The 20,297-nt window shown below is 37.8% G+C and carries 34 protein-coding genes; 31 read left to right on the top strand and 3 right to left on the bottom strand.

Annotated features, from left to right (window positions below):
- Positions 1–88 precede the first annotated feature (88 nt).
- The 3 genes from FORMA_RS03810 to FORMA_RS03800 all read right to left on the bottom strand — a co-directional run bounded on the left by FORMA_RS03810 (position 89) and on the right by FORMA_RS03800 (position 3,558).
- A complete protein-coding gene (locus FORMA_RS03810; protein ID WP_157506019.1) occupies positions 89–586 on the bottom strand; it encodes a hypothetical protein in 498 nt (165 codons plus the stop codon).
- Positions 571–1,785, bottom strand: a complete 1,215-nt coding sequence (locus FORMA_RS03805; protein ID WP_069674403.1) for a hypothetical protein — start codon at positions 1,783–1,785, stop codon at positions 571–573. Before FORMA_RS03805 ends, FORMA_RS03810 begins: the two co-directional genes overlap by 16 nt.
- Before the next feature lie 84 nt (positions 1,786–1,869).
- Entirely contained in the window at positions 1,870–3,558 is a 1,689-nt protein-coding gene (locus tag FORMA_RS03800) for a BamA/TamA family outer membrane protein (protein ID WP_083236550.1), read from the bottom strand.
- 169 nt (positions 3,559–3,727) lie between these two features.
- Between FORMA_RS03800 and rpsL the strand changes: the two genes are divergently transcribed.
- The 31 genes from rpsL (at position 3,728) to FORMA_RS03650 (ending at position 20,237) form a co-directional block, all read left to right on the top strand.
- Positions 3,728–4,102 carry a 30S ribosomal protein S12 gene (gene rpsL / locus FORMA_RS03795; RefSeq protein WP_069674402.1) on the top strand — a complete coding sequence of 125 codons (375 nt, stop codon included), beginning with the start codon at positions 3,728–3,730 and terminating at the stop codon, positions 4,100–4,102.
- A 24-nt stretch (positions 4,103–4,126) separates the two neighbouring features.
- Positions 4,127–4,603 carry a 30S ribosomal protein S7 gene (rpsG, locus tag FORMA_RS03790; protein ID WP_069674401.1) on the top strand — a complete coding sequence of 159 codons (477 nt, stop codon included), beginning with the start codon at positions 4,127–4,129 and terminating at the stop codon, positions 4,601–4,603.
- 6 nt (positions 4,604–4,609) lie between these two features.
- Positions 4,610–6,736 (top strand): elongation factor G, encoded by a 2,127-nt coding sequence (fusA, locus tag FORMA_RS03785; RefSeq protein WP_069674400.1) that lies wholly within the window; start codon positions 4,610–4,612, stop codon positions 6,734–6,736.
- A gap of 11 nt (positions 6,737–6,747) precedes the next feature.
- A complete protein-coding gene (gene rpsJ, locus FORMA_RS03780) occupies positions 6,748–7,053 on the top strand; it encodes a 30S ribosomal protein S10 (RefSeq protein ID WP_044626940.1) in 306 nt (101 codons plus the stop codon).
- A 147-nt stretch (positions 7,054–7,200) separates the two neighbouring features.
- Positions 7,201–7,818, top strand: coding sequence for a 50S ribosomal protein L3 (gene rplC / locus FORMA_RS03775; RefSeq protein ID WP_069674399.1), 618 nt, complete (start codon positions 7,201–7,203; stop codon positions 7,816–7,818).
- Positions 7,818–8,447: a 50S ribosomal protein L4 gene (gene rplD, locus FORMA_RS03770; protein ID WP_069674398.1), complete on the top strand. Its 630-nt coding sequence runs from the start codon at positions 7,818–7,820 to the stop codon at positions 8,445–8,447. The genes rplC and rplD overlap by 1 nt, the downstream gene beginning before the upstream one ends.
- Positions 8,448–8,454: 7 nt before the next feature.
- Positions 8,455–8,745, top strand: a complete 291-nt coding sequence (gene rplW / locus FORMA_RS03765; RefSeq protein ID WP_069674397.1) for a 50S ribosomal protein L23 — start codon at positions 8,455–8,457, stop codon at positions 8,743–8,745.
- 6 nt (positions 8,746–8,751) lie between these two features.
- Complete coding sequence (gene rplB / locus FORMA_RS03760; RefSeq protein ID WP_069674396.1) at positions 8,752–9,579, top strand: 50S ribosomal protein L2; 828 nt, start codon at positions 8,752–8,754, stop codon at positions 9,577–9,579.
- A 6-nt stretch (positions 9,580–9,585) separates the two neighbouring features.
- Positions 9,586–9,864, top strand: coding sequence for a 30S ribosomal protein S19 (gene rpsS, locus FORMA_RS03755; RefSeq protein WP_069674395.1), 279 nt, complete (start codon positions 9,586–9,588; stop codon positions 9,862–9,864).
- A 5-nt stretch (positions 9,865–9,869) separates the two neighbouring features.
- The gene (rplV, locus tag FORMA_RS03750; protein ID WP_069674394.1) at positions 9,870–10,283 is read left to right on the top strand and encodes a 50S ribosomal protein L22; all 414 of its coding nucleotides are present in this window, start codon (positions 9,870–9,872) and stop codon (positions 10,281–10,283) included.
- 3 nt (positions 10,284–10,286) lie between these two features.
- Positions 10,287–10,997: a 30S ribosomal protein S3 gene (rpsC, locus tag FORMA_RS03745; protein WP_069674393.1), complete on the top strand. Its 711-nt coding sequence runs from the start codon at positions 10,287–10,289 to the stop codon at positions 10,995–10,997.
- An 18-nt stretch (positions 10,998–11,015) separates the two neighbouring features.
- Positions 11,016–11,435 (top strand): 50S ribosomal protein L16, encoded by a 420-nt coding sequence (gene rplP / locus FORMA_RS03740; RefSeq protein WP_069674392.1) that lies wholly within the window; start codon positions 11,016–11,018, stop codon positions 11,433–11,435.
- 12 nt (positions 11,436–11,447) lie between these two features.
- Positions 11,448–11,639 carry a 50S ribosomal protein L29 gene (gene rpmC / locus FORMA_RS03735; protein WP_069674391.1) on the top strand — a complete coding sequence of 64 codons (192 nt, stop codon included), beginning with the start codon at positions 11,448–11,450 and terminating at the stop codon, positions 11,637–11,639.
- A gap of 16 nt (positions 11,640–11,655) precedes the next feature.
- Complete coding sequence (rpsQ, locus tag FORMA_RS03730; RefSeq protein ID WP_069674390.1) at positions 11,656–11,913, top strand: 30S ribosomal protein S17; 258 nt, start codon at positions 11,656–11,658, stop codon at positions 11,911–11,913.
- Positions 11,914–11,915: 2 nt separating this feature from the next.
- Positions 11,916–12,284, top strand: a complete 369-nt coding sequence (rplN, locus tag FORMA_RS03725; protein WP_069674389.1) for a 50S ribosomal protein L14 — start codon at positions 11,916–11,918, stop codon at positions 12,282–12,284.
- A 12-nt stretch (positions 12,285–12,296) separates the two neighbouring features.
- The gene (gene rplX / locus FORMA_RS03720) at positions 12,297–12,608 is read left to right on the top strand and encodes a 50S ribosomal protein L24 (protein ID WP_069674388.1); all 312 of its coding nucleotides are present in this window, start codon (positions 12,297–12,299) and stop codon (positions 12,606–12,608) included.
- A gap of 5 nt (positions 12,609–12,613) precedes the next feature.
- Positions 12,614–13,165: a 50S ribosomal protein L5 gene (gene rplE / locus FORMA_RS03715; protein WP_069674387.1), complete on the top strand. Its 552-nt coding sequence runs from the start codon at positions 12,614–12,616 to the stop codon at positions 13,163–13,165.
- 3 nt (positions 13,166–13,168) lie between these two features.
- Positions 13,169–13,438: a 30S ribosomal protein S14 gene (rpsN, locus tag FORMA_RS03710; protein ID WP_069674386.1), complete on the top strand. Its 270-nt coding sequence runs from the start codon at positions 13,169–13,171 to the stop codon at positions 13,436–13,438.
- Between the two features lie 73 nt (positions 13,439–13,511).
- Positions 13,512–13,910, top strand: coding sequence for a 30S ribosomal protein S8 (gene rpsH / locus FORMA_RS03705; RefSeq protein WP_069674385.1), 399 nt, complete (start codon positions 13,512–13,514; stop codon positions 13,908–13,910).
- 17 nt (positions 13,911–13,927) lie between these two features.
- On the top strand, positions 13,928–14,470 hold the full coding sequence (rplF, locus tag FORMA_RS03700) for a 50S ribosomal protein L6 (RefSeq protein WP_069674384.1): 543 nt from the start codon (positions 13,928–13,930) through the stop codon (positions 14,468–14,470).
- A gap of 11 nt (positions 14,471–14,481) precedes the next feature.
- On the top strand, positions 14,482–14,838 hold the full coding sequence (rplR, locus tag FORMA_RS03695) for a 50S ribosomal protein L18 (protein ID WP_069674383.1): 357 nt from the start codon (positions 14,482–14,484) through the stop codon (positions 14,836–14,838).
- A 6-nt stretch (positions 14,839–14,844) separates the two neighbouring features.
- Positions 14,845–15,369, top strand: coding sequence for a 30S ribosomal protein S5 (rpsE, locus tag FORMA_RS03690; protein WP_069674382.1), 525 nt, complete (start codon positions 14,845–14,847; stop codon positions 15,367–15,369).
- Between the two features lie 13 nt (positions 15,370–15,382).
- Positions 15,383–15,562, top strand: coding sequence for a 50S ribosomal protein L30 (rpmD, locus tag FORMA_RS03685; RefSeq protein WP_069674381.1), 180 nt, complete (start codon positions 15,383–15,385; stop codon positions 15,560–15,562).
- Between the two features lie 18 nt (positions 15,563–15,580).
- Positions 15,581–16,033 (top strand): 50S ribosomal protein L15, encoded by a 453-nt coding sequence (gene rplO, locus FORMA_RS03680; RefSeq protein WP_069674380.1) that lies wholly within the window; start codon positions 15,581–15,583, stop codon positions 16,031–16,033.
- Positions 16,034–16,043: 10 nt separating this feature from the next.
- Positions 16,044–17,396, top strand: a complete 1,353-nt coding sequence (gene secY, locus FORMA_RS03675) for a preprotein translocase subunit SecY (protein ID WP_069674379.1) — start codon at positions 16,044–16,046, stop codon at positions 17,394–17,396.
- Positions 17,397–17,408: 12 nt separating this feature from the next.
- Entirely contained in the window at positions 17,409–17,624 is a 216-nt protein-coding gene (gene infA, locus FORMA_RS03670; protein WP_069674378.1) for a translation initiation factor IF-1, read from the top strand.
- 11 nt (positions 17,625–17,635) lie between these two features.
- A complete protein-coding gene (ykgO, locus tag FORMA_RS09190) occupies positions 17,636–17,752 on the top strand; it encodes a type B 50S ribosomal protein L36 (RefSeq protein ID WP_010519235.1) in 117 nt (38 codons plus the stop codon).
- Positions 17,753–17,754: 2 nt separating this feature from the next.
- On the top strand, positions 17,755–18,129 hold the full coding sequence (gene rpsM / locus FORMA_RS03665; RefSeq protein WP_069674377.1) for a 30S ribosomal protein S13: 375 nt from the start codon (positions 17,755–17,757) through the stop codon (positions 18,127–18,129).
- Positions 18,130–18,140: 11 nt separating this feature from the next.
- A complete protein-coding gene (rpsK, locus tag FORMA_RS03660; protein ID WP_069674376.1) occupies positions 18,141–18,524 on the top strand; it encodes a 30S ribosomal protein S11 in 384 nt (127 codons plus the stop codon).
- Positions 18,525–18,617: 93 nt separating this feature from the next.
- Positions 18,618–19,223 carry a 30S ribosomal protein S4 gene (gene rpsD, locus FORMA_RS03655; RefSeq protein ID WP_069674375.1) on the top strand — a complete coding sequence of 202 codons (606 nt, stop codon included), beginning with the start codon at positions 18,618–18,620 and terminating at the stop codon, positions 19,221–19,223.
- A 21-nt stretch (positions 19,224–19,244) separates the two neighbouring features.
- Positions 19,245–20,237, top strand: coding sequence for a DNA-directed RNA polymerase subunit alpha (locus FORMA_RS03650; RefSeq protein ID WP_069674374.1), 993 nt, complete (start codon positions 19,245–19,247; stop codon positions 20,235–20,237).
- The last annotated feature ends 60 nt before the right edge of the window (positions 20,238–20,297 follow it).

Below are 20,297 nucleotides of genomic sequence, written 5' to 3'. Positions count from 1 at the left end.
AAACACTAAAAACCAATGATTTAGGTATTCCTTTATCTTGTGATAAATAAAAAAACCACCCGTGGGTGGTTTTTTGTGATTTTTTCATCTACCTAATTATTAATGGATAATCTTGACTGAATCTTATGTTGATAGCTTTCTTGTCTTTTCTTTTAAAATTAATTATCCCAACATTGTAGATAAGGTTTGCATTCGTTACAACATAGTATTTACTATTTTTAAAAATTTTTTCATACAATTGCATACTAAAATCAATCTTGTTCATGTATGAAATTTGTTGTTTTCCCTCAATTTCAAATTCTATGAATTTAAAAGAAGGAACAGTAAAATTACAGCATTCTTTATTTAATTGAAATTTATAGTCGTGACAAATTTTTACACCATCAATTTCTAACCAAGAATCAGGGGTTATTTTATCCAGATGTATTGGGTCATATTCGATAGAGTATTCTGATTCTGTATGCTGAATGTCTTTTTCACATCCTAAATAAGTTACTAATAAAATAGCACCTAGAAAGAGCATGCCAAAATAAAGACATACTCTTTTGAAATTAAAAAATCTAGATTTTTTTATAGTGTTTTCCATGAGTTTGTGCCACTTGCTGTTCCATCCTGACCAGCATTAGCTTCACCACCAAAGGTGTAAGTCATATCTCCTGTTATTTCTAGTTCACTAGCTGGAACAGGGAAATTTGTTGGTGTTCCTTTTTGCAAAAGATCATTTCTTCTCATAAAGAAATAATTATTACCCAAACTTCCATTTAAATGCAGTTCAATTGCATACTCATAAAGTAGTGCTTTTTTAATTTCAGCATCATTTGCTAAAGTTGTAATATTTCCTACTGTATATCTTGGAGAACTATTTAATGTAGTTGCAGCTCCAGCAAAATCTCCTGATTTGTATTGTGCCTCTGCTTTTAAATACTGCAACTCTGCAAGACTAAAAATATTGGTTGAATATCCATCTACATTTCTGTTGTTTGCTGTTTTAAAACGTTTGTGAAAGTAATTAGAAAACAATTCTCTGCCTCTAGCTGCATTTAAATAACCAAAATTTGTGGTATATCCAAAATACTGAGCAAATCTAGGATCGCTAGACGTTGCCTGCCCCAAAACAGTAGTGTCCGTTGGGTAGTCTGCTGGTTGTGTAACAGGATCATTGGCGGACAAGTATGGGATTTTTTGATCAACTGGAATATAGCCCGCTCCGCCAGAAAGCGTATAACACATCCAATCTTGCCCATCATTAAATAGTATATTTTGTTTTGCAGGAGGATTAAAATCTGCTGTTATACCATTATTAATGTGTGTCAATGCTTTGTTATAATCTACAGTTTCTGCTGAAGTTCGTGCTTTCCCCATGATGAATTTTGCCATATATGTATTTACCAATTTGATAAAATCATCTCTGTTTATGTTGTAACCTTCGTACAATCTTAATTCATAGTTACTTGGTGTATTGTTCAAAACATCTTGCAAGTCTTCTAGCCCAGAGTTAATCATTTCTTCATAAGTTGAAAACTCAAGTATTGCTGGGTCTGTATTTTCGTCAACAATATACCCTTTGTCATACAACAAGCCAATATATCCCTGACTCATACCACGAATGAATTTTGAGGTAATTACCAAATGGTCTGTAACGTCCTCATCATTATCATTTAAAATGACGCGACCTTTATTGTTGACTAAGTCTAACAAGGTATTGGCATTATAAATTTGACTGTTAAAGTCACTCCAATTAGAAGATATTGTGGGTAAATTACCATTGGTCGAGGCGTTGTTCATCTCACGCCTTGGCTGATCTCCAAAGGCCCAGAAATCTCTATAGGCATTTGTTGTAGTGGTTTGATCCTTTAATCTTGTTCACGCCTAAAAAGTAGTAGTTAGGCTCAAATGAATTTTAGAATTCGAAAAATTAAACCTTTGATTTTTGGGTTTGCCGTTGGCATAGTTAAAGCGTAAGAGTCCGGCATTGGTGCGCAGGCCAAATCCAAATCCGAAGCCGTAAAGCTGTTGGTTGCTCAGTTGGGCGTCCTGCATGTACCCCGCATCAATAATACTGTGAACAAATAAAGAAGGGCTTAGCTGATAACGGTACTCTGTACAAAGGACTCCAACACGCGTGGCAAATAAGCTATTTTCTTCAAATCCTCGAACAGAATTAATCCCTCCAAACCTAATGAGTTCATTGAATAGGTACTGGTCTGAGTCAAGTTCTTCCAAATGAAGTTTTAGGAAAATACTGTTTTTGGGATTGAGCTGTACGATGTGATGGGCTTTGAGTTGGAGGTGCCGCTGTTCATTCGTTTCAGTTGTTGATCTTTGACCCAAACCAGCAGTAAATTTGAGTTGGCTTTTTATTGGAAATAATGCGTTGTTTTTTTGACGCTTGATGTACTGGTAATTTAGTCCATAAAATTGACTGTCATAATCTTCGATTTCATTGGAGGTGTTTTCAGTTAGTACATTGGACTGTAGGTTGCGCAATTCAATCCCTATTTGTTGTTTGTCTCCAAACGGATAAAATAGTTTTATACGCTGTTGTGTTGTCGTAAAAGTGGTGTCTTTTTTAAATATATTTAGATCGAGAGAACTGCCTATTGGACTGCCAAAAATATAGGGCATCTCTAATGTTGCATTAAAGGTTTTTTGTTCGTTTTCGTCGCTTTTGTAATTGAGTTTAAAAGACTCGCCAAAATTGAGGTTATTGATAAGGGTCAAATCTAAGTAACCATCAAATTCAATCGCTCCGGTCTCTTCGTTCGACCCAAAACCTAAAAATCCATCGAAGCGATTGCTTTTAATTTTTTCTAAGTACAGGTAAACACGCGTGGTGTCTGGAGTGAACAGTACTTCTGCAGCTCGTTTTTGGCGTACAAAAGGAAGCTGCTGTAGAAGTTCCATTTTTGATTTTACACGCTCTAAGCTAAAAGGTTTTTGGGTTTTTATACCCAAAAAATGAGAAATGTAGCTTTTCGGGAATTTTTCATACCCCAAAACTTTAATTCCTTGAATACTGCGTTTGTTTCCTTTATCAATAATTAAATCCGCACGTAATGATTTACCTCCATTCGGTTTTAGGTTGTCGAGTCGAACCGCAGCAAATGCATAGCTTTCATCCGCTAACAACTTAGAAACTTCGCTTAATACATAGGCTAGATTTTCGATTGGAATGCGCACAAAAGAGATTTCTTTTTCTGCTTCCTTAAGTGGGTTGTAGCCCAATTCTTCAAAATATTTTAGTGGCCCAAAAATATCAACGGTATTGTATTTTTGCCCAAGGCTTAGTTTTGCGTTGATGCTGCTTTTTCCGACTTTTTGATAGACGATTTGAATATTTATGTAGCCAATTTCAGTAAGTTTTTTTTGAACGCGTTCAATTTCTAATTCAGCCATAGCCATGTCCTCAAAAATTTTGCTGTATCCCAATTCATCAATGACATGTTGATTGGCTTCAATTTCAGTATTAATTTTGAGCGTTAATTCTTGGGCATGAGCTGTCCAAAAACAGGCACAGCACAGCAAAATAATTAATGGAATTAAATGATTGGATTTCAAGAATAAAAGTTTGATGTAAAACTAACGCAAAAAAGTGTCAAAATATATATGGACAAAAAAAAAGCGATATTATTCTAAAAATATAGGTTCTAGTATTTGAATAATTGATTTTAATGCTTACCTTTGCAGCCCTCTAAGAAGAGGATTGAAAAAATTATAGTTATAATTTATGCCAACAATATCACAATTAGTAAGAAAAGGAAGAGCCAAATTAACTAAGAAGAGTAAATCGGCTGCTTTGGATTCTTGTCCACAACGTCGTGGTGTATGTACGCGTGTTTACACAACAACGCCAAAGAAACCAAACTCTGCAATGCGTAAAGTTGCAAGGGTAAGGTTAACCAATGGTAATGAAGTAAATGCTTACATCCCCGGTGAAGGACATAACCTCCAGGAGCACTCGATAGTATTAGTTAGAGGTGGAAGGGTAAAAGATTTGCCAGGAGTTAGATACCACATTGTACGTGGCGCACTCGACACAGCAGGTGTAGAGGGCCGAACACAACGTCGTTCTAAGTATGGTGCAAAACGCCCAAAAAAGTAATTTAAAACACTTTAAAGAGAAGACATGAGAAAAAGACAGGCGAAAAAAAGACCGCTTTTACCAGATCCAAGATTCAACGATCAGCTCGTGACGCGTTTCGTCAACATGATGATGTGGGATGGTAAGAAATCTGTAGCGTTCAAAGTATTTTACGATGCGATTGACATTGTAGAAGAAAAAAATACTGACGAAGAAAAAACTGCTTTACAAATATGGAAAGATGCTTTATCCAACGTAATGCCGCACGTCGAAGTGCGTAGCCGTCGTGTTGGGGGAGCTACTTTTCAAATCCCTATGCAAATTCGTCCAGACAGAAAAATTTCTACAGCCATGAAGTGGTTGATTAGTTATTCTAGAAAAAGAAACGAAAAATCGATGGCCTTAAAGCTAGCTTCAGAAATTTTAGCGGCTTCTAAAGAAGAAGGTGCTGCCGTTAAGAAACGCGTAGACACCCACAAAATGGCCGAAGCGAATAAAGCATTTTCACACTTTAGATTCTAATCAGAAATGGCAAGAGATTTAAAATTCACTAGAAATATAGGTATTGCTGCGCACATTGATGCAGGAAAAACCACTACAACTGAGCGTATTCTTTATTATACAGGAGTTTCACACAAAATTGGTGAAGTGCATGACGGTGCTGCAACAATGGATTGGATGGAACAAGAGCAAGAGCGTGGAATTACCATTACCTCTGCTGCAACAACTTGTACTTGGAAGTTTCCCACAGAAAACGGTCAGCCAACAAACGAAACAAAAGGATATCACTTCAATATTATAGACACACCTGGTCACGTTGATTTTACCGTTGAGGTAAACAGATCTTTACGTGTATTGGATGGGCTTGTATTCCTGTTTAGCGCAGTTGACGGTGTTGAGCCTCAATCAGAAACAAACTGGAGACTTGCAGACAACTACAAGGTGCCACGTATTGGATTTGTAAACAAAATGGACCGTCAAGGCTCTAATTTCCTTGGTGTTTGTCAACAAGTAAAAGACATGCTGAAGTCTAATGCAGTTCCAATTGTTCTTAACATTGGTGATGAAGCAGACTTTAAAGGAGTAATTGACCTCGTCAAAAATCGTGCTATTGTATGGCACGACGAAACACAAGGTTCTACTTTTGATATCGTCGATATTCCTGAAGACATGAAAGAAGAAGCGCGTAAGTACCGTGCACTCCTTATCGAGGAAGTGGCGACTTATGACGAAAACCTTCTTGAAAAATTTATGGAAGATGAAGATTCTATTACGGAAGATGAAGTGCATGCTGCACTTAGAGCTGCCGTCATGGATATGGCCATCATTCCAATGGTATGTGGCTCAGCCTTCAAAAACAAAGGGGTTCAATTCTTATTAGATGCCGTATGCCGTTACCTTCCTTCTCCAACTGATAAAGAAGGAATTGTTGGTGTAAATCCTGATACTGAACAAGAAGAAGTGCGTAAGCCAGACGTAAAAGAGCCGTTTGCGGCACTAGCATTTAAAATTGCTACAGATCCATTCGTTGGTCGCTTAGCTTTCTTTAGAGCTTACTCTGGTCGTTTAGATGCTGGTTCTTATATTTTGAACAACCGCTCAGGTAAAAAAGAACGTATTTCTCGTATCTATCAAATGCACTCCAATAAGCAAAATGCTATTGATTTTATTGAAGCAGGAGATATTGGCGCAGCCGTCGGATTCAAAGACATCAAAACGGGGGACACCATGACAGACGAAAAGCATCCAATTGTTTTGGAATCTATGGATTTCCCAGATCCAGTAATTGGTATTGCTGTTGAACCTAAAACAAAGGCAGACGTCGATAAGTTAGGTATGGCACTTGGAAAACTTGCGGAAGAAGATCCAACCTTTACTGTTCGTACTGACGAAGCATCTGGCCAAACCATAATCTCTGGTATGGGCGAGTTGCACTTAGATATTATTGTAGACCGATTGAGACGTGAGTTCAAAGTTGAGGTCAGTCAAGGTCAACCACAAGTAGAGTACAAAGAAGCAATTACTCAACGTGCACAACACAGAGAGGTGTACAAGAAACAATCTGGTGGACGAGGTAAATTTGCAGATATTGTATTTACTTTGGAGCCTGCAGAGGAAGGAAAAGAAGGATTAGAATTTGTTTCCGAAATCAAAGGAGGTAATGTACCTAAAGAGTTTGTTCCTTCTGTAGAAAAAGGATTCAAAATGGCCATGCAAAATGGACCATTAGCTGGATATGAAGTAGACGCTATGAAAGTGACGCTTACTGACGGATCTTACCACGATGTGGATTCTGATCAGCTTTCTTTTGAGTTGGCTGCTAAACTTGGATTTAAAAATTCAGCAAAAGCTGCCAAAGCGGTTATCATGGAACCTATTATGAAGCTTGAGGTTATTACACCTGAAGAAAATATGGGTGATATTGTTGGTGACCTTAACCGTCGCCGTGGTCAAGTAAGTGACATGGGCGATAGAGCAGGAGCGAAAACTGTAAAAGCTACAGTTCCACTTTCTGAAATGTTTGGTTATGTTACTACCCTAAGAACACTTTCTTCTGGTCGTGCAACATCAACGATGGAGTTTTCACACTACGCTGAAACACCGTCCAACATCTCCGAAGAAGTAATTAAAGAAGCAAAAGGAGTTCAATCTTAAAAGTTTAGAACATGAGTCAAAAAATTAGAATAAAATTAAAGTCTTACGATCATAACTTAGTAGATAAATCTGCTGACAAGATTGTTAAAACCGTAAAAAGTACCGGTGCTGTCGTTACAGGTCCAATTCCTTTACCAACGCACAAAAAATTATTTACTGTATTGCGATCTCCTCACGTTAATAAAAAGTCGAGAGAGCAATTTCAGTTAAGTTCATACAAAAGACTACTTGATATATATAGTTCATCTTCAAAGACAATTGATGCGCTGATGAAACTAGAGTTGCCAAGTGGTGTTGAAGTTGAAATTAAAGTCTAATGAATGCGCTGAACATGATTCAGCAAAACATGTCCTGCGCTGCGTGCAAAGGAAAAACGGAAAAAATACAATTCAAGGGTTGAAGCGTATTTTGACCCTTATTTTTTGAAGTAAAATAAATTAAAGTTAAATAATAAATTAATAATTATGTCTGGGTTAATAGGAAAGAAAATCGGAATGACCAGCATTTTTGACGAGAATGGCAAGAACATGCCATGTACCGTCATTCAAGCTGGGCCATGCGTTGTTACCCAAGTCAGAACTGAAGAAAAGGACGGCTATGAAGCGGTTCAATTAGGTTTCGATGACAAGACAGAAAAAAGTGCTACAAAAGCTGAACTTGGTCATGCCAAAAAAGCTGGTACATCTGTTAAGAGAAAAGTCGCGGAATTTCAAGGTTTTGATGAGGAGTACAAATTAGGTGACACCATCACGGTCGAGCACTTCGAAGCAGGTGAATTTGTAGATGTCACTGGAACAAGTAAAGGTAAAGGCTTTCAAGGGGTTGTAAAACGCCATGGATTTGGTGGTGTAGGTCAAGCGACGCACGGTCAGCACAACCGACTTAGAGCACCTGGGTCTATTGGAGCAGCATCTTACCCTGCACGTGTCTTTAAAGGCATGAGAATGGCCGGGCGTATGGGTACTGATACAGTGAAAGTTCAAAATTTAAGAGTTTTAAAAGTAGTAGCGGATCAAAACTTAATTGTTGTTAAGGGATGCGTTCCTGGTCACAAAAACGCTTACGTAAAGATCGAGAAATAATGAAAGTAGCAGTTTTAGACATCAACGGAAAAGACACAGGAAGAAAGGCAGACCTTTCTAACGATGTGTTTGCTATAGAACCAAACAATCACGCCGTTTATTTGGACGTGAAGCAATACTTGGCCAATCAACGCCAAGGAACGCACAAGGCCAAAGAACGTGCCGAAATTGTTGGTAGTACAAGAAAAATTAAAAAACAAAAAGGAACAGGTACTGCCCGTGCTGGTAGCATCAAGTCTGGAGTTTTTAAAGGTGGTGGTCGTATTTTTGGTCCTAGACCAAGAAACTACGGTTTTAAATTGAATAAAAATGTAAAGCGTTTAGCTAGAAAGTCAGCGCTTACCATTAAGGCTCAAGAAAAAGCCATCACGGTTTTGGAGGACTTCAATTTTGAGGCTCCAAAAACGAAAGAGTTCACAGCTGTTTTAAAAGCATTAAACCTAGAGAGCAAAAAGTCTTTGTTTGTCTTGGGAGCGCCGAATAATAATGTATATTTGTCGTCGCGCAATTTAAAAGGCTCTGAAGTTATAACTAACTCAGAATTAAGCACTTATAAAATTCTAAACGCCAACCAAGTTGTGCTATTAGAAAGTGCAGTAGAAGGAATTGAATCGAATTTAAGTAAATAAGAACACCATGAGTATCTTAATTAAACCCATCATCACAGAAAAAGCGACCTTAGACAGCGAGTTAAGAAACTGTTTTAGCTTTTTGGTGAATACAAAGGCGAACAAGGTAGAAATCAAAAAAGCAGTTGAAGCTGCTTACGGTGTTTCTGTAGCCAAAGTTCGAACAATAAATGTCCGTCCAGATCGAAAAACCAAATACACAAAAACGGGGATTCAACATGGTAAAACAAATGCAACTAAAAAGGCAATTGTACAACTGGAGGAAGGTGAAACAATTGATTTATACGCTAATATCTAATTAGAAATGTCAGTAAGAAAATTAAAACCGATTACACCGGGCCAGCGATTTAGAGTAGTTAATGGATTTGACGCCATTACTACTGACAAGCCGGAAAAAAGCCTTTTGGCTCCGAAAAAACGCTCAGGTGGTAGAAACAGTCAAGGAAAGATGACCATGCGCTACATTGGTGGTGGTCACAAGAAAAAGTACCGAATTATCGATTTCAAAAGAAACAAAACTGGAATTCCAGCGGAGGTGAAATCTATTGAGTACGATCCAAACAGAACTGCATTCATTGCACTTCTTAATTTCCAAGATGGCGAAAAGCGCTACATCATTGCTCAGAACGGCCTTAAAGTAGGGCAGACTGTAGTTTCTGGTAACGAAAACATAGCTCCCGAAGTTGGGAACGCGATGCCATTGAGTCAAATTCCATTAGGAACTATAATCTCATGTATTGAGCTTCGTCCAGGACAAGGCGCAGTTATGGCGCGTAGTGCTGGAGCATTTGCTCAATTAATGGCAAGAGACGGAAAATTTGCTTCCGTAAAACTTCCATCTGGCGAAACACGCCTCCTTTTATTGGATTGTTACGCTACTATTGGAGTTGTATCAAATTCTGATCATCAACTACTGGTATCTGGTAAAGCAGGACGTAGCCGATGGTTAGGAAGACGTCCAAGAACTAGACCAGTTGTGATGAACCCAGTCGATCACCCTATGGGTGGTGGTGAAGGGAAATCTTCCGGAGGACATCCAAGATCAAGAAATGGTATTCCTGCAAAAGGTTTCAGAACTCGTTCTAAAACCAAAGCAAGTAATAAATATATTGTAGAACGTAGAAAGAAATAATAAGACATGGCAAGATCACTAAAAAAAGGACCTTACGTTCATTATAAGTTAGAAAAGAAAGTTGCTGCAAACGTTGAAGCAAACAAAAAGACAGTTATCAAAACTTGGTCTAGAGCCAGTATGATTACACCAGATTTTGTTGGACAAACTATTGCAGTACACAATGGCCGCCAATTTGTACCTGTATATGTTACAGAAAACATGGTAGGACATAAGTTAGGAGAATTTTCACCAACTCGTTCTTTCCGAGGTCATGTTGGTGCAAAAAATAAAGGTAAAAAATAAGCGCTATGGGAAGTCGTAAAAAACAAATGGCAGACACAATCAAAGCCGATAAAAAGCAAGTTGCTTTTGCAAAGCTTAATAATTGTCCTACCTCACCAAGAAAGATGCGCTTAGTCGCAGACCTTATTCGTGGAGAAAAAGTAGAGAGAGCTCTTAATATTTTGAGATTCAGTCAAAAAGAAGCCTCCCGTAGGCTAGAAAAGCTAGTACTTTCGGCTGTTGCCAACTGGCAAGCCAAAAACGAAGATGCTGATATTGAAGCTGCTGATTTATTCATCAAAGAAATTAGAGTTGATGGAGGGTCAATGCTCAAAAGATTAAGACCAGCACCGCAAGGACGTGCTCACCGAATTCGAAAACGTTCCAACCACGTTACTGTTGTACTTGGAGCAAATAATAATAACACAGAAAGTAAATAATAGATGGGACAGAAGACAAATCCAATAGGGAATCGCCTTGGAATTATCAGAGGATGGGAATCGAACTGGTATGGAGGAAACGATTATGGAGATAAACTTGCTGAAGATGATAAAATCAGAAAATACATTTTTGTACGTTTAGCAAAAGCTAGTGTTTCCAGAGTTATTATAGAACGTACTCTCAAACTTGTAACCATTACCATCACCACGGCTCGTCCGGGGATCATCATTGGTAAAGGTGGACAAGAAGTAGATAAGTTAAAAGAAGAGCTTAGAAAACTAACAGGAAAAGATATCCAATTGAACATCTTTGAAATCAAGCGTCCAGAGCTTGATGCTTTTCTTGTTGCTTCAAGCGTAGCACGTCAGATTGAAAACCGTATTTCTTACAAGCGTGCTATCAAAATGGCTATAGCAGCAACTATGCGTATGAATGCAGAGGGAATCAAAATTCAAATTAGTGGACGATTGAACGGAGCTGAAATGGCACGAAACGAACACTATAAAGAAGGTAGAATTCCATTGTCTACGTTCAGAGCTGATATTGATTATGCTCTTGTAGAGGCACACACAACTTATGGTCGTTTGGGTATAAAAGTGTGGATTATGAAAGGTGAAGTTTATGGAAAAAGAGAATTGTCTCCACTTGTTGGTTTATCCAAAAAACAAGATCGTGGAGGACGCTCAAATTCCAAAAATCGTCGTAGAAAGTAATTTTTTAAATAAAAGAAAATGTTACAACCAAAAAGAACAAAATTCCGTAAAGTCCAGAAAGGACGCATGAAAGGAAATTCCGGACGAGGACACCGTCTTTCTAGTGGAATGTTTGGTATAAAATCATTAGATTCAAATTTTTTGACTTCACGTCAAATTGAAGCCGCTCGTATTGCAGCTACTCGTTATATGAAAAGGGAAGGTCAGCTTTGGATAAAAATATTTCCAGACAAGCCAATCACCAAAAAACCTCTTGAAGTACGTATGGGTAAAGGTAAAGGTGCCGTAGAGTATTGGGCAGCTGTTGTCAAGCCGGGAAGAATCATTTTTGAAGTTGGTGGTGTGCCAATCGAAGTTGCTAAAGAAGCTCTCCGATTAGCAGCTCAAAAATTACCAGTTAAAACCAAATTTGTAATTGCCAGAGATTACGAGGCTTAATTTATTGAAATTATGAAACAATCTGAAATTAAAGAATTATCAACGGCTGAGTTGCAAGAAAAACTTAGTGACACGAAAAAAGCATATGTCGATTTAAAAATGACACATGCAATATCACCGCTAGAAAATCCAATCCAACTGCGTAATGTAAGACGTAGTGTAGCACGATTGGCAACAGAGCTAACTAAAAGAGACGTACAATAATTGTATTTGTTGAAAGATGGAAAAAAGAAATTTAAGAAAAGAACGTATAGGAATTGTTACAAGTAACAAAATGATGAAATCTATTGTGGTTTCTGAAGTGAAGAAAGTTAAACACCCTATGTATGGAAAGTTCGTACTAAAGACAAAAAAGTACGTAGCGCACGACGAGCAAAATGACTGCAACGAAGGCGATACTGTAAGGATTATGGAAACTAGACCCTTAAGTAAGTCAAAGTGTTGGAGATTAGTAGAAATTATTGAAAGAGCTAAGTAATTATGGTACAACAAGAATCAAGATTAAAAGTAGCTGACAATACTGGAGCAAAAGAAGTATTGACCATTCGTGTTTTAGGGGGTACAAAACGTAGATATGCTTCATTGGGAGATAAAATAGTTGTTTCTGTTAAAGACGCTACACCAAATGGCAATGTCAAAAAAGGTGCAGTATCTACAGCAGTTGTTGTACGTACTGTAAAAGAGGTACGTCGACCAGACGGCTCATACATCCGCTTTGATGACAATGCTTGTGTGCTTTTAGACGCTAATGGTGAAATGAAAGGAACACGTGTATTTGGACCAGTAGCAAGAGAACTTCGTGATAAAAAATTCATGAAAATTGTTTCATTAGCACCTGAAGTGCTTTAATATAAAACAACCATGGGAAAGCTAAAGATAAAAACAGGAGATACAGTACGCGTGATCGCAGGAGACCACAAAGGCTCTGAAGGTAAAGTCCTTACTGTGCTCATCGACAAAAATAAAGCCATAGTAGAGGGTGTGAATATGATCAAAAAGCATATGAAACCTAACGCACAAAACCCTCAAGGTGGCATAGTAGAAAAAGAAGCAGCACTTCAAATTTCTAACCTATCCTTAATCAACTCAAAAGGCGAAGCTACACGAGTTGGATATAGAATGGAAGATGGTAAGAAGGTGCGCTATGCAAAAAAATCTAACGAAGTAATATAAACGTTATGACGTATATTCCAAGATTGAAACAAGAGTATAAAGACAAAGTAATGTCTGCTCTTACAGAAGAATTCGGTTACAAAAATGTAATGCAAGTTCCTAAACTCCAAAAGATCGTAATCTCCAAAGGGGTAGGTGCTGCAGTTGCTGATAAAAAACTAATAGACCACGCTGTTGAAGAAATCACAAAAATTTCAGGACAGAAAGCTGTGGCTACAATATCGAAAAAAGACGTTGCATCTTTTAAGCTCCGTAAAGGGATGCCTATCGGTGTTAAGGTTACACTTAGAGGAGAGCGCATGTATGAATTTTTGGACCGATTGGTTACTTCAGCGCTGCCACGTGTACGTGATTTCAACGGCATCAAAGCAAATGGCTTTGATGGACGTGGAAACTACACTCTAGGGATCACAGAGCAAATTATTTTTCCAGAAATTAATATTGACAAAGTCAACAAGATTTCAGGGATGGACATTTCCTTTGTCACCTCTGCCGAGACAGACAAAGAAGCAAAATCATTATTAACAGAACTAGGGTTACCTTTTAAAAAGAACTAATCTATGGCAAAAGAATCAATGAAAGCCCGTGAGGTGAAACGTGCAAAAACAGTAGCCAAATACGCTGCAAAACGTAAAGCGCTAAAAGAAGCTGGTGACTATGAAGGATTACAAAAACTTCCTGCAAATGCTTCACCAATTCGTATGCACAACCGTTGTAAACTTACTGGACGTCCAAAAGGCTATATGCGTCAATTTGGTGTCTCAAGAGTAATGTTTCGAGAAATGGCTAACAAAGGGCTTATCCCAGGTGTGAGGAAAGCAAGCTGGTAAAAACAACAAATTAGAATTATAAATTGGTTTCAGGTTCTTAAGTATAGAAAACCAAAACCGCAAATTAATAACTATGAATACAGATCCAATAGCGGATTATCTAACAAGAATTAGAAACGCAGTTTTAGCCAACCACAGAGTGGTGGAGATACCTGCCTCTAACTTAAAGAAAGAAATGACTAAAATATTATTCGATCAAGGATATATTTTAAGTTACAAATTTGATGATACAACTAGTCAAGGTGTAATTAAAATTGCTTTAAAGTACACCAAAGACACCAAAGAATCAGTTATCAAAAAAATTCAACGCATCAGTAAGCCTGGTTTACGTAAATACGCTAGTTCCAAGGAACTGCCTCGTATCCTAAACGGTCTTGGAATTGCAATCGTTTCTACCTCTCGTGGGGTAATGACCGGTAAGCAAGCTCAGCGCGAAAATGTAGGTGGGGAAGTTTTATGTTACGTTTACTAATTTTAAAGTATTAAGAAATGTCAAGAATAGGAAATAATCCAATTTCAGTACCAGAAGGAGTCACTATCGATATTGCCGAAAGCACCATTACGGTCAAAGGTAAATTAGGGGAGTTGACACAAGAGTATTCTGGAGTTAGCTTTAAGATAGAAGAAAACACGCTTAAAGTTGAACGAAACTCTGAAAAGAAAGAACACAAAGCCAAGCATGGTTTATACAGAGCTTTGGTGAATAATATGATTCATGGTGTAACCACTGGTTGGGCTAAAGAATTAGAACTTGTTGGTGTAGGATACAGAGCATCAAACCAAGGAAACAAACTTGATTTGGCACTAGGATTCTCACATAATATTGTTTTGAATATTGCTCCTGAAGTGAAAGTTGAAACAATATCTGAGAAAGGGAAAAACCCAATCATCAAACTCTCTTCTTTTGACAAGCAACTTGTTGGACAGGTTGCCGCCAAAATTCGTGGGTTCAGAAAACCTGAGCCATACAAAGGAAAAGGAATTAAATTCGTTGGTGAAGAAATAAGAAGAAAAGCAGGTAAATCAGCGTAATAACTAAGATTATGGGACTAACAAAGAACGAAAGAAGACAACGTATAAAAAACAGAATTAGAAAAACGGTTACTGGGTCAAACGCCCAGCCTCGTTTAGCTGTTTTTAGAAGTAATAAAGAAATTTACGCTCAATTGGTTAATGATGTAACTGGCGAGACAATCGCAGCAGCTTCATCTAGAGACAAAGATTTAAGTACTGCAAAAGGTACCAAAACTGAAGTCGCTACTTTAGTGGGTAAATCAATTGGTGAAAAAGCCCTTAAAGCTGGTGTTTCAAACATCACTTTTGATAGAGGTGGCTATTTATACCACGGTAGAGTAAAATCATTAGCAGAAGGCGCTAGAGAAGCCGGACTTAAATTTTAAAGAGATATGTATCAAAAATACAAAAGTGCAGAACTAGTAAAACCAAGCGGCTTAGAGCTTAAAGACCGATTGGTAGGTGTACAAAGAGTTACAAAGGTGACCAAAGGGGGTCGAGCATTCGGATTTTCAGCTATTGTTGTTGTAGGAGACGAAGCAGGCGTAGTTGGTCATGGATTAGGAAAATCAAAAGACGTAGCAAGTGCAATTGCAAAAGCTGTAGAAGATGCTAAGAAAAACTTAGTTCGTATACCGCTTTTAAAAGGAACTTTACCTCACGAACAAAAAGGTAAATATGGCGGTGCACGTGTTAACATCATCCCAGCAGCACCTGGTACAGGAGTTATTGCAGGGGGTGCTGTACGCATCGTACTGGAAGCAGTAGGCGTCCACGATGTGCTTTCTAAATCACAAGGTTCATCGAACCCACACAATGTTGTAAAGGCTACATTCGATGCCCTTTTACAACTAAGAGATGCCAAGAAAATTGCACGTGATCGTGGAGTTTCTCTTGAAAAAGTGTTTAACGGTTAATATATTAGACAGCATGGCTAAGATAAAAGTAACAAAACAAAAAAGTGCAATCAACCGCACCAAAAGACAAAAGCTTACGTTAGAAGCTCTTGGGCTAAAAAAGATTGGTCAAACAGTTGAGCACGAAGACACGCCAAACATTTTGGGGATGATCAATAAAGTAAAACATTTAGTTTCTGTTCAAGAAGCTTAATCAAACAATATACTGAAAATGAATTTAAGTAATTTAAAACCTGCTGAAGGGTCAGTTAAAAATCAAGGAAAACGCGTTGGTAGAGGACAAGGTTCTGGTAAAGGCGGTACCGCCACACGAGGCCACAAAGGCGCTAAATCTCGTTCTGGATATTCTAGAAAAATTGGTTTTGAAGGTGGGCAAATGCCGCTTCAAAGACGTGTTCCTAAGTTTGGGTTTACAAATATCAATAGAAAAGACTACCAAGGAATCAACCTTGATACGCTTCAGAAATTGGTTGACGAAAAGAAAATAAAATCGGAATTGGATTTTACTACAATTGTAGAACTACGCCTTGCGCGCAAAAATGAATTGGTAAAAATCTTAGGAAGAGGCGAATTAAAAGCAAAATTAAAAGTATCTGCACATAAATTCACAGCAACAGCAAAAGCTGCAATTGAAGCTGCAGGTGGAGAAGCAGTAACGTTATAAAGTCCGACGAATGAAATTTATAGAGACACTAAAAAATGTATGGAAAATCACAGAACTGAAAGACAGAATCATTCTGACTCTTGGCCTGTTGTTGGTGTATCGTTTTGGAGCTCAAGTCGTTCTTCCTGGTATCGACGCTACTCAACTTGGTTCACTAGCTTCCAATACAGATTCTGGTCTTTTGGGACTTCTTAACGCGTTCACCGGAGGTGCTTTTGCAAAAGCATCCGTATTTGCCTTAGGAATTATGCCGTACATTTCTGCATCTATTGTTGTTCAGTTGATGGGAATTGCGATTCCTTATCTGCAAAAATTACAAAAAGAAGGAGCGAGTGGACAGAAAAAAATTACACAAATTACTCGTTGGCTAACCATTGGTATTTGTTTGGTACAAGCGCCTGCATACTTAGCTAGTTTACCTAGTCTGATGGGTGGGACTCAGGCATTTACACTTGGCCAGAGTGGAGTATTCTATTTCTCTTCAGTGATTATTTTAGTTACAGGCTGTATTTTTGCAATGTGGCTAGGGGAAAAAATTACAGATAAAGGAGTTGGAAATGGAATATCTATCCTAATTATGGTTGGAATCATAGCAAATATGCCTTTGTCTTTTGCTCAAGAATTTGATTCAGCAGTAAATCAATCTCAAGGCGGTTTAATCAAAATATTAATTGAGTTGGTGATCTGGTTTGCTATTATACTAGCATCTGTGATGCTGGTTATGGCAGTTAGAAAAATTGCAGTTCAGTATGCACGACGTACAGCTTCTGGCAGTTATGAAAAGAGCATCATGGGATCTAGACAATATATTCCATTAAAACTCAACGCTTCTGGCGTGATGCCTATCATATTTGCTCAAGCAATTATGTTTGTTCCTGGGCTTGTTGGTGGATTAGATATCTTAAAAGATTCAACGGTAGGGCAATGGCTTGTCGCTAACTTTGCAGGGAACAGTATGTTTGGTCTTTGGTATAATATTGTATTTGGACTGTTGATTATTGTATTTACTTACTTCTATACAGCGATTACAGTACCAACCAATAAAATGGCCGACGATTTGAAGAGAAGTGGTGGTTTCATTCCTGGTATTAGACCAGGGTCAGAAACATCAGAATATTTGGATAAAATTATGTCCCAAATTACTTTGCCTGGTTCCATATTCTTGGCTTTGATTGCTGTTTTTCCTGCAATTATTGTTCAGATTATGAATATTCAAGCTGGTTGGGCCTTATTCTTTGGAGGGACATCCCTTCTTATTATGGTGGGAGTTGCTATTGATACAATGCAACAAGTAAATTCTTATCTGTTGAATAAACATTATGACGGTCTTATGAAAACAGGTAAAAACAGAAAATCCGCTTAAAATTTATATACTATGGCAAAACAACCAGCAATAGAACAAGACGGATCAATCATCGAAGCATTATCAAATGCGATGTTTCGTGTTGAATTGGAAAATGGTCACATCGTGACCGCACACATCTCAGGGAAAATGCGCATGCATTACATTAAGTTATTGCCTGGAGATAAAGTTAAATTAGAAATGAGTCCTTACGATTTATCTAAGGCGAGAATAACTTATAGATACTAAAAATAAGTAAGATGAAAGTAAGAGCATCAATTAAAAAACGAAGTGCAGATTGCAAAATCGTACGAAGAAAAGGAAGACTTTACGTAATCAACAAAAAGAATCCTAGATTCAAACAAAGACAAGGTTAATTATGGCTAGAATTGCAGGGGTAGACATCCCAAAACAAAAAAGAGGAGTAATTTCATTGACATATATCTATGGAATTGGTAGAAGCCGTGCTAAAGAGATTTTAGCAACAGCTAAAGTAGATGAGAGTACAAAAGTATCCGATTGGACCGATGAAGAAATTGGGAAAATCCGTGATGCTGTTGGAAGCTACACAATTGAAGGTGAATTGCGTTCAGAAACACAACTGAATATCAAGCGCCTTATGGACATTGGTTGCTATAGAGGAATCCGCCACAGATCTGGATTACCACTTCGCGGTCAACGTACCAAAAACAACTCCAGAACAAGAAAAGGTAAAAGAAAAACAGTTGCTAACAAGAAAAAAGTAACTAAATAATAATTAGTAATATGGCAAAGTCAAGTACTAAAAAAAGAAAGGTAATCGTAGAATCAACTGGAGAAGCCCATATCACGGCTTCATTCAACAACATCATCATTTCGTTGACCAATAAAAAAGGAGACGTGATTTCATGGTCTTCCGCTGGGAAAATGGGTTTCCGTGGGTCAAAGAAAAACACGCCCTATGCTGCTCAATTGGCAGCTGAAGATGCTGTTGGTGTTGCTAAAGAAGCAGGCCTTAAAAAAGTAAAAGTCTATGTTAAAGGTCCTGGGAATGGTAGAGAATCTGCTATCCGAAGCATCCATAACGGCGGCATTGAAGTTACAGAAATTATCGATGTGACACCAACTCCGCACAATGGATGTAGACCTCCTAAAAGACGTCGAGTTTAATATTAATAAATAAGTATAATCGAGAGGATTAACAATTGGCGAAGGATAAGATAAAGACCTTAATTCCCAAGACCTCTTCAAACACAAAACAAAATGGCAAGATATACTGGTCCTAAAACAAAAATCGCCCGAAAATTTGGCGAAGCGATCTTCGGAGAAGATAAGTCTTTTGAAAAAAGAAATTATCCTCCAGGACAACACGGAAATAACAGACGCCGTGGCAAAAAATCTGAATATGCTATTCAATTAATGGAGAAGCAAAAAGCGAAGTATACCTATGGTATTCTTGAAAGACAATTCAGAAACTTATTCAAAAAAGCAACAGCTGCACAAGGTATTACTGGTGAAGTTCTGCTTCAACTTTGTGAATCACGATTGGATAACGTAGTGTATAGAATGGGCTTATCCCGTTCAAGAAGAGGTGCTAGACAACTTGTTTCTCACAGACACATTACAGTAAACGGAGGTGTTGTAAACATCCCATCATACAGCCTAAAAGCTGGAGATGTTATAGCGGTTCGCGAAAAGTCTAAATCACTTGAGGCAATCAATACATCTCTTGAAGGGTCTTCTGCAGTATATGAATGGATTACATTCAACAACGATACAAAATCTGGAACTTTTGTATCTGTACCAGCAAGAATCCAAATTCCAGAAAACATCAATGAGCAATTCATCGTCGAATTGTATTCTAAATAATTAACTGAAACACACAGCAATATGGCAATTTTAAATTTTCAGAAGCCCGACAAAGTCATCATGATAGATTCTACGGATTACGAAGGTAAATTCGAATTCAGACCCCTAGAACCTGGTTACGGATTGACCGTAGGAAATGCTTTGAGACGAGTTTTACTATCATCTCTTGAAGGATTTGCAATTACTTCAGTTAAGATTGAAGGCGTAGATCACGAATTTTCTACAATTTCTGGTGTCGTTGAAGACGTTACAGAAATCATTTTGAACCTTAAACAGATAAGATTCAAGCGTCAAATCGACGAAGTAGATAACGAATCTGTCTCAATTTCAATTTCAGGACAAGATAAAATCACTGCCGGAGATTTCCAGAAATTTATCTCAGGATTTCAAATTTTGAATACTGATCTAGTCCTTTGTAATTTAGATCCAAAGGTTAATATTTCTATGGAGCTTACTATAGAAAAGGGTAGAGGTTATGTACCTGCTGAAGAAAACAAAAAATCCTCAGCAGCTGTAAGTACAATTTTTACAGATTCTATTTACACACCAATCAAAAATGTAAAGTACAGCGTAGAAAATTTCCGTGTAGAGCAGAAAACAGACTACGAAAAACTAGTATTTGAAATTATTACTGACGGATCGATAAATCCGCAGGATGCACTCACTCAAGCTGCAAAAATTCTAATCCACCACTTTATGTTATTCTCTGATGAGCGTATTACATTAGAGGCGGATGAGATTGCGCAAACTGAGACTTACGATGAAGAGTCGCTACACATGCGTCAATTATTGAAAACAAAACTTATCGACATGGATCTTTCAGTTCGTGCCCTTAACTGCCTTAAAGCAGCCGAGGTAGATACATTAGGAGACTTAGTGTCTTTTAATAAAAATGATTTAATGAAGTTTAGAAACTTTGGAAAAAAATCACTTACTGAATTAGAGGAGCTTGTGAATATTAAAGGTTTAAGTTTTGGAATGGACCTTAGTAAATATAAATTAGACAAAGAGTAACACATCATATTTTGCGCCCCAATGCAAAACAAGTTTTGGGTCGAAGCAAGATGATGGTTA

The sequence above is a fragment of the Formosa sp. Hel3_A1_48 genome (assembly GCF_001735715.1).
Classification (GTDB): domain Bacteria; phylum Bacteroidota; class Bacteroidia; order Flavobacteriales; family Flavobacteriaceae; genus UBA3537.
Note: the sequence above shows the minus strand (reverse complement) of the source record. Positions and strands in the feature narration are given on the sequence as shown.

What these genes read in the sequence shown, in the direction of transcription:
- rplF (WP_069674384.1), top strand. Translation starts at nt 13,928, where the DNA reads ATGTCAAGAATAGGAAATAATCCAATTTCAGTACCAGAAGGAGTCACT.
- rpsQ (WP_069674390.1), top strand. Translation starts at nt 11,656, where the DNA reads ATGGAAAAAAGAAATTTAAGAAAAGAACGTATAGGAATTGTTACAAGT.
- rpsH (WP_069674385.1), top strand. Translation starts at nt 13,512, where the DNA reads ATGAATACAGATCCAATAGCGGATTATCTAACAAGAATTAGAAACGCA.
- rpsE (WP_069674382.1), top strand. Translation starts at nt 14,845, where the DNA reads ATGTATCAAAAATACAAAAGTGCAGAACTAGTAAAACCAAGCGGCTTA.
- infA (WP_069674378.1), top strand. Translation starts at nt 17,409, where the DNA reads ATGGCAAAACAACCAGCAATAGAACAAGACGGATCAATCATCGAAGCA.
- rplE (WP_069674387.1), top strand. Translation starts at nt 12,614, where the DNA reads ATGACGTATATTCCAAGATTGAAACAAGAGTATAAAGACAAAGTAATG.
- ykgO (WP_010519235.1), top strand. Translation starts at nt 17,636, where the DNA reads ATGAAAGTAAGAGCATCAATTAAAAAACGAAGTGCAGATTGCAAAATC.
- rpsG (WP_069674401.1), top strand. Translation starts at nt 4,127, where the DNA reads ATGAGAAAAAGACAGGCGAAAAAAAGACCGCTTTTACCAGATCCAAGA.
- rplP (WP_069674392.1), top strand. Translation starts at nt 11,016, where the DNA reads ATGTTACAACCAAAAAGAACAAAATTCCGTAAAGTCCAGAAAGGACGC.
- rpsJ (WP_044626940.1), top strand. Translation starts at nt 6,748, where the DNA reads ATGAGTCAAAAAATTAGAATAAAATTAAAGTCTTACGATCATAACTTA.
- rpsK (WP_069674376.1), top strand. Translation starts at nt 18,141, where the DNA reads ATGGCAAAGTCAAGTACTAAAAAAAGAAAGGTAATCGTAGAATCAACT.
- fusA (WP_069674400.1), top strand. Translation starts at nt 4,610, where the DNA reads ATGGCAAGAGATTTAAAATTCACTAGAAATATAGGTATTGCTGCGCAC.
- rpsM (WP_069674377.1), top strand. Translation starts at nt 17,755, where the DNA reads ATGGCTAGAATTGCAGGGGTAGACATCCCAAAACAAAAAAGAGGAGTA.
- rpmD (WP_069674381.1), top strand. Translation starts at nt 15,383, where the DNA reads ATGGCTAAGATAAAAGTAACAAAACAAAAAAGTGCAATCAACCGCACC.
- rpsL (WP_069674402.1), top strand. Translation starts at nt 3,728, where the DNA reads ATGCCAACAATATCACAATTAGTAAGAAAAGGAAGAGCCAAATTAACT.
- rpsC (WP_069674393.1), top strand. Translation starts at nt 10,287, where the DNA reads ATGGGACAGAAGACAAATCCAATAGGGAATCGCCTTGGAATTATCAGA.
- rplN (WP_069674389.1), top strand. Translation starts at nt 11,916, where the DNA reads ATGGTACAACAAGAATCAAGATTAAAAGTAGCTGACAATACTGGAGCA.
- rplW (WP_069674397.1), top strand. Translation starts at nt 8,455, where the DNA reads ATGAGTATCTTAATTAAACCCATCATCACAGAAAAAGCGACCTTAGAC.
- rplR (WP_069674383.1), top strand. Translation starts at nt 14,482, where the DNA reads ATGGGACTAACAAAGAACGAAAGAAGACAACGTATAAAAAACAGAATT.
- secY (WP_069674379.1), top strand. Translation starts at nt 16,044, where the DNA reads ATGAAATTTATAGAGACACTAAAAAATGTATGGAAAATCACAGAACTG.
- rpsN (WP_069674386.1), top strand. Translation starts at nt 13,169, where the DNA reads ATGGCAAAAGAATCAATGAAAGCCCGTGAGGTGAAACGTGCAAAAACA.
- rpmC (WP_069674391.1), top strand. Translation starts at nt 11,448, where the DNA reads ATGAAACAATCTGAAATTAAAGAATTATCAACGGCTGAGTTGCAAGAA.
- FORMA_RS03805 (WP_069674403.1), bottom strand. Translation starts at nt 1,785, where the DNA reads ATGAACAACGCCTCGACCAATGGTAATTTACCCACAATATCTTCTAAT.
- FORMA_RS03650 (WP_069674374.1), top strand. Translation starts at nt 19,245, where the DNA reads ATGGCAATTTTAAATTTTCAGAAGCCCGACAAAGTCATCATGATAGAT.
- rplC (WP_069674399.1), top strand. Translation starts at nt 7,201, where the DNA reads ATGTCTGGGTTAATAGGAAAGAAAATCGGAATGACCAGCATTTTTGAC.
- rplD (WP_069674398.1), top strand. Translation starts at nt 7,818, where the DNA reads ATGAAAGTAGCAGTTTTAGACATCAACGGAAAAGACACAGGAAGAAAG.
- FORMA_RS03810 (WP_157506019.1), bottom strand. Translation starts at nt 586, where the DNA reads ATGGAAAACACTATAAAAAAATCTAGATTTTTTAATTTCAAAAGAGTA.
- rplB (WP_069674396.1), top strand. Translation starts at nt 8,752, where the DNA reads ATGTCAGTAAGAAAATTAAAACCGATTACACCGGGCCAGCGATTTAGA.
- rplO (WP_069674380.1), top strand. Translation starts at nt 15,581, where the DNA reads ATGAATTTAAGTAATTTAAAACCTGCTGAAGGGTCAGTTAAAAATCAA.
- rplV (WP_069674394.1), top strand. Translation starts at nt 9,870, where the DNA reads ATGGGAAGTCGTAAAAAACAAATGGCAGACACAATCAAAGCCGATAAA.
- rpsS (WP_069674395.1), top strand. Translation starts at nt 9,586, where the DNA reads ATGGCAAGATCACTAAAAAAAGGACCTTACGTTCATTATAAGTTAGAA.
- rplX (WP_069674388.1), top strand. Translation starts at nt 12,297, where the DNA reads ATGGGAAAGCTAAAGATAAAAACAGGAGATACAGTACGCGTGATCGCA.
- rpsD (WP_069674375.1), top strand. Translation starts at nt 18,618, where the DNA reads ATGGCAAGATATACTGGTCCTAAAACAAAAATCGCCCGAAAATTTGGC.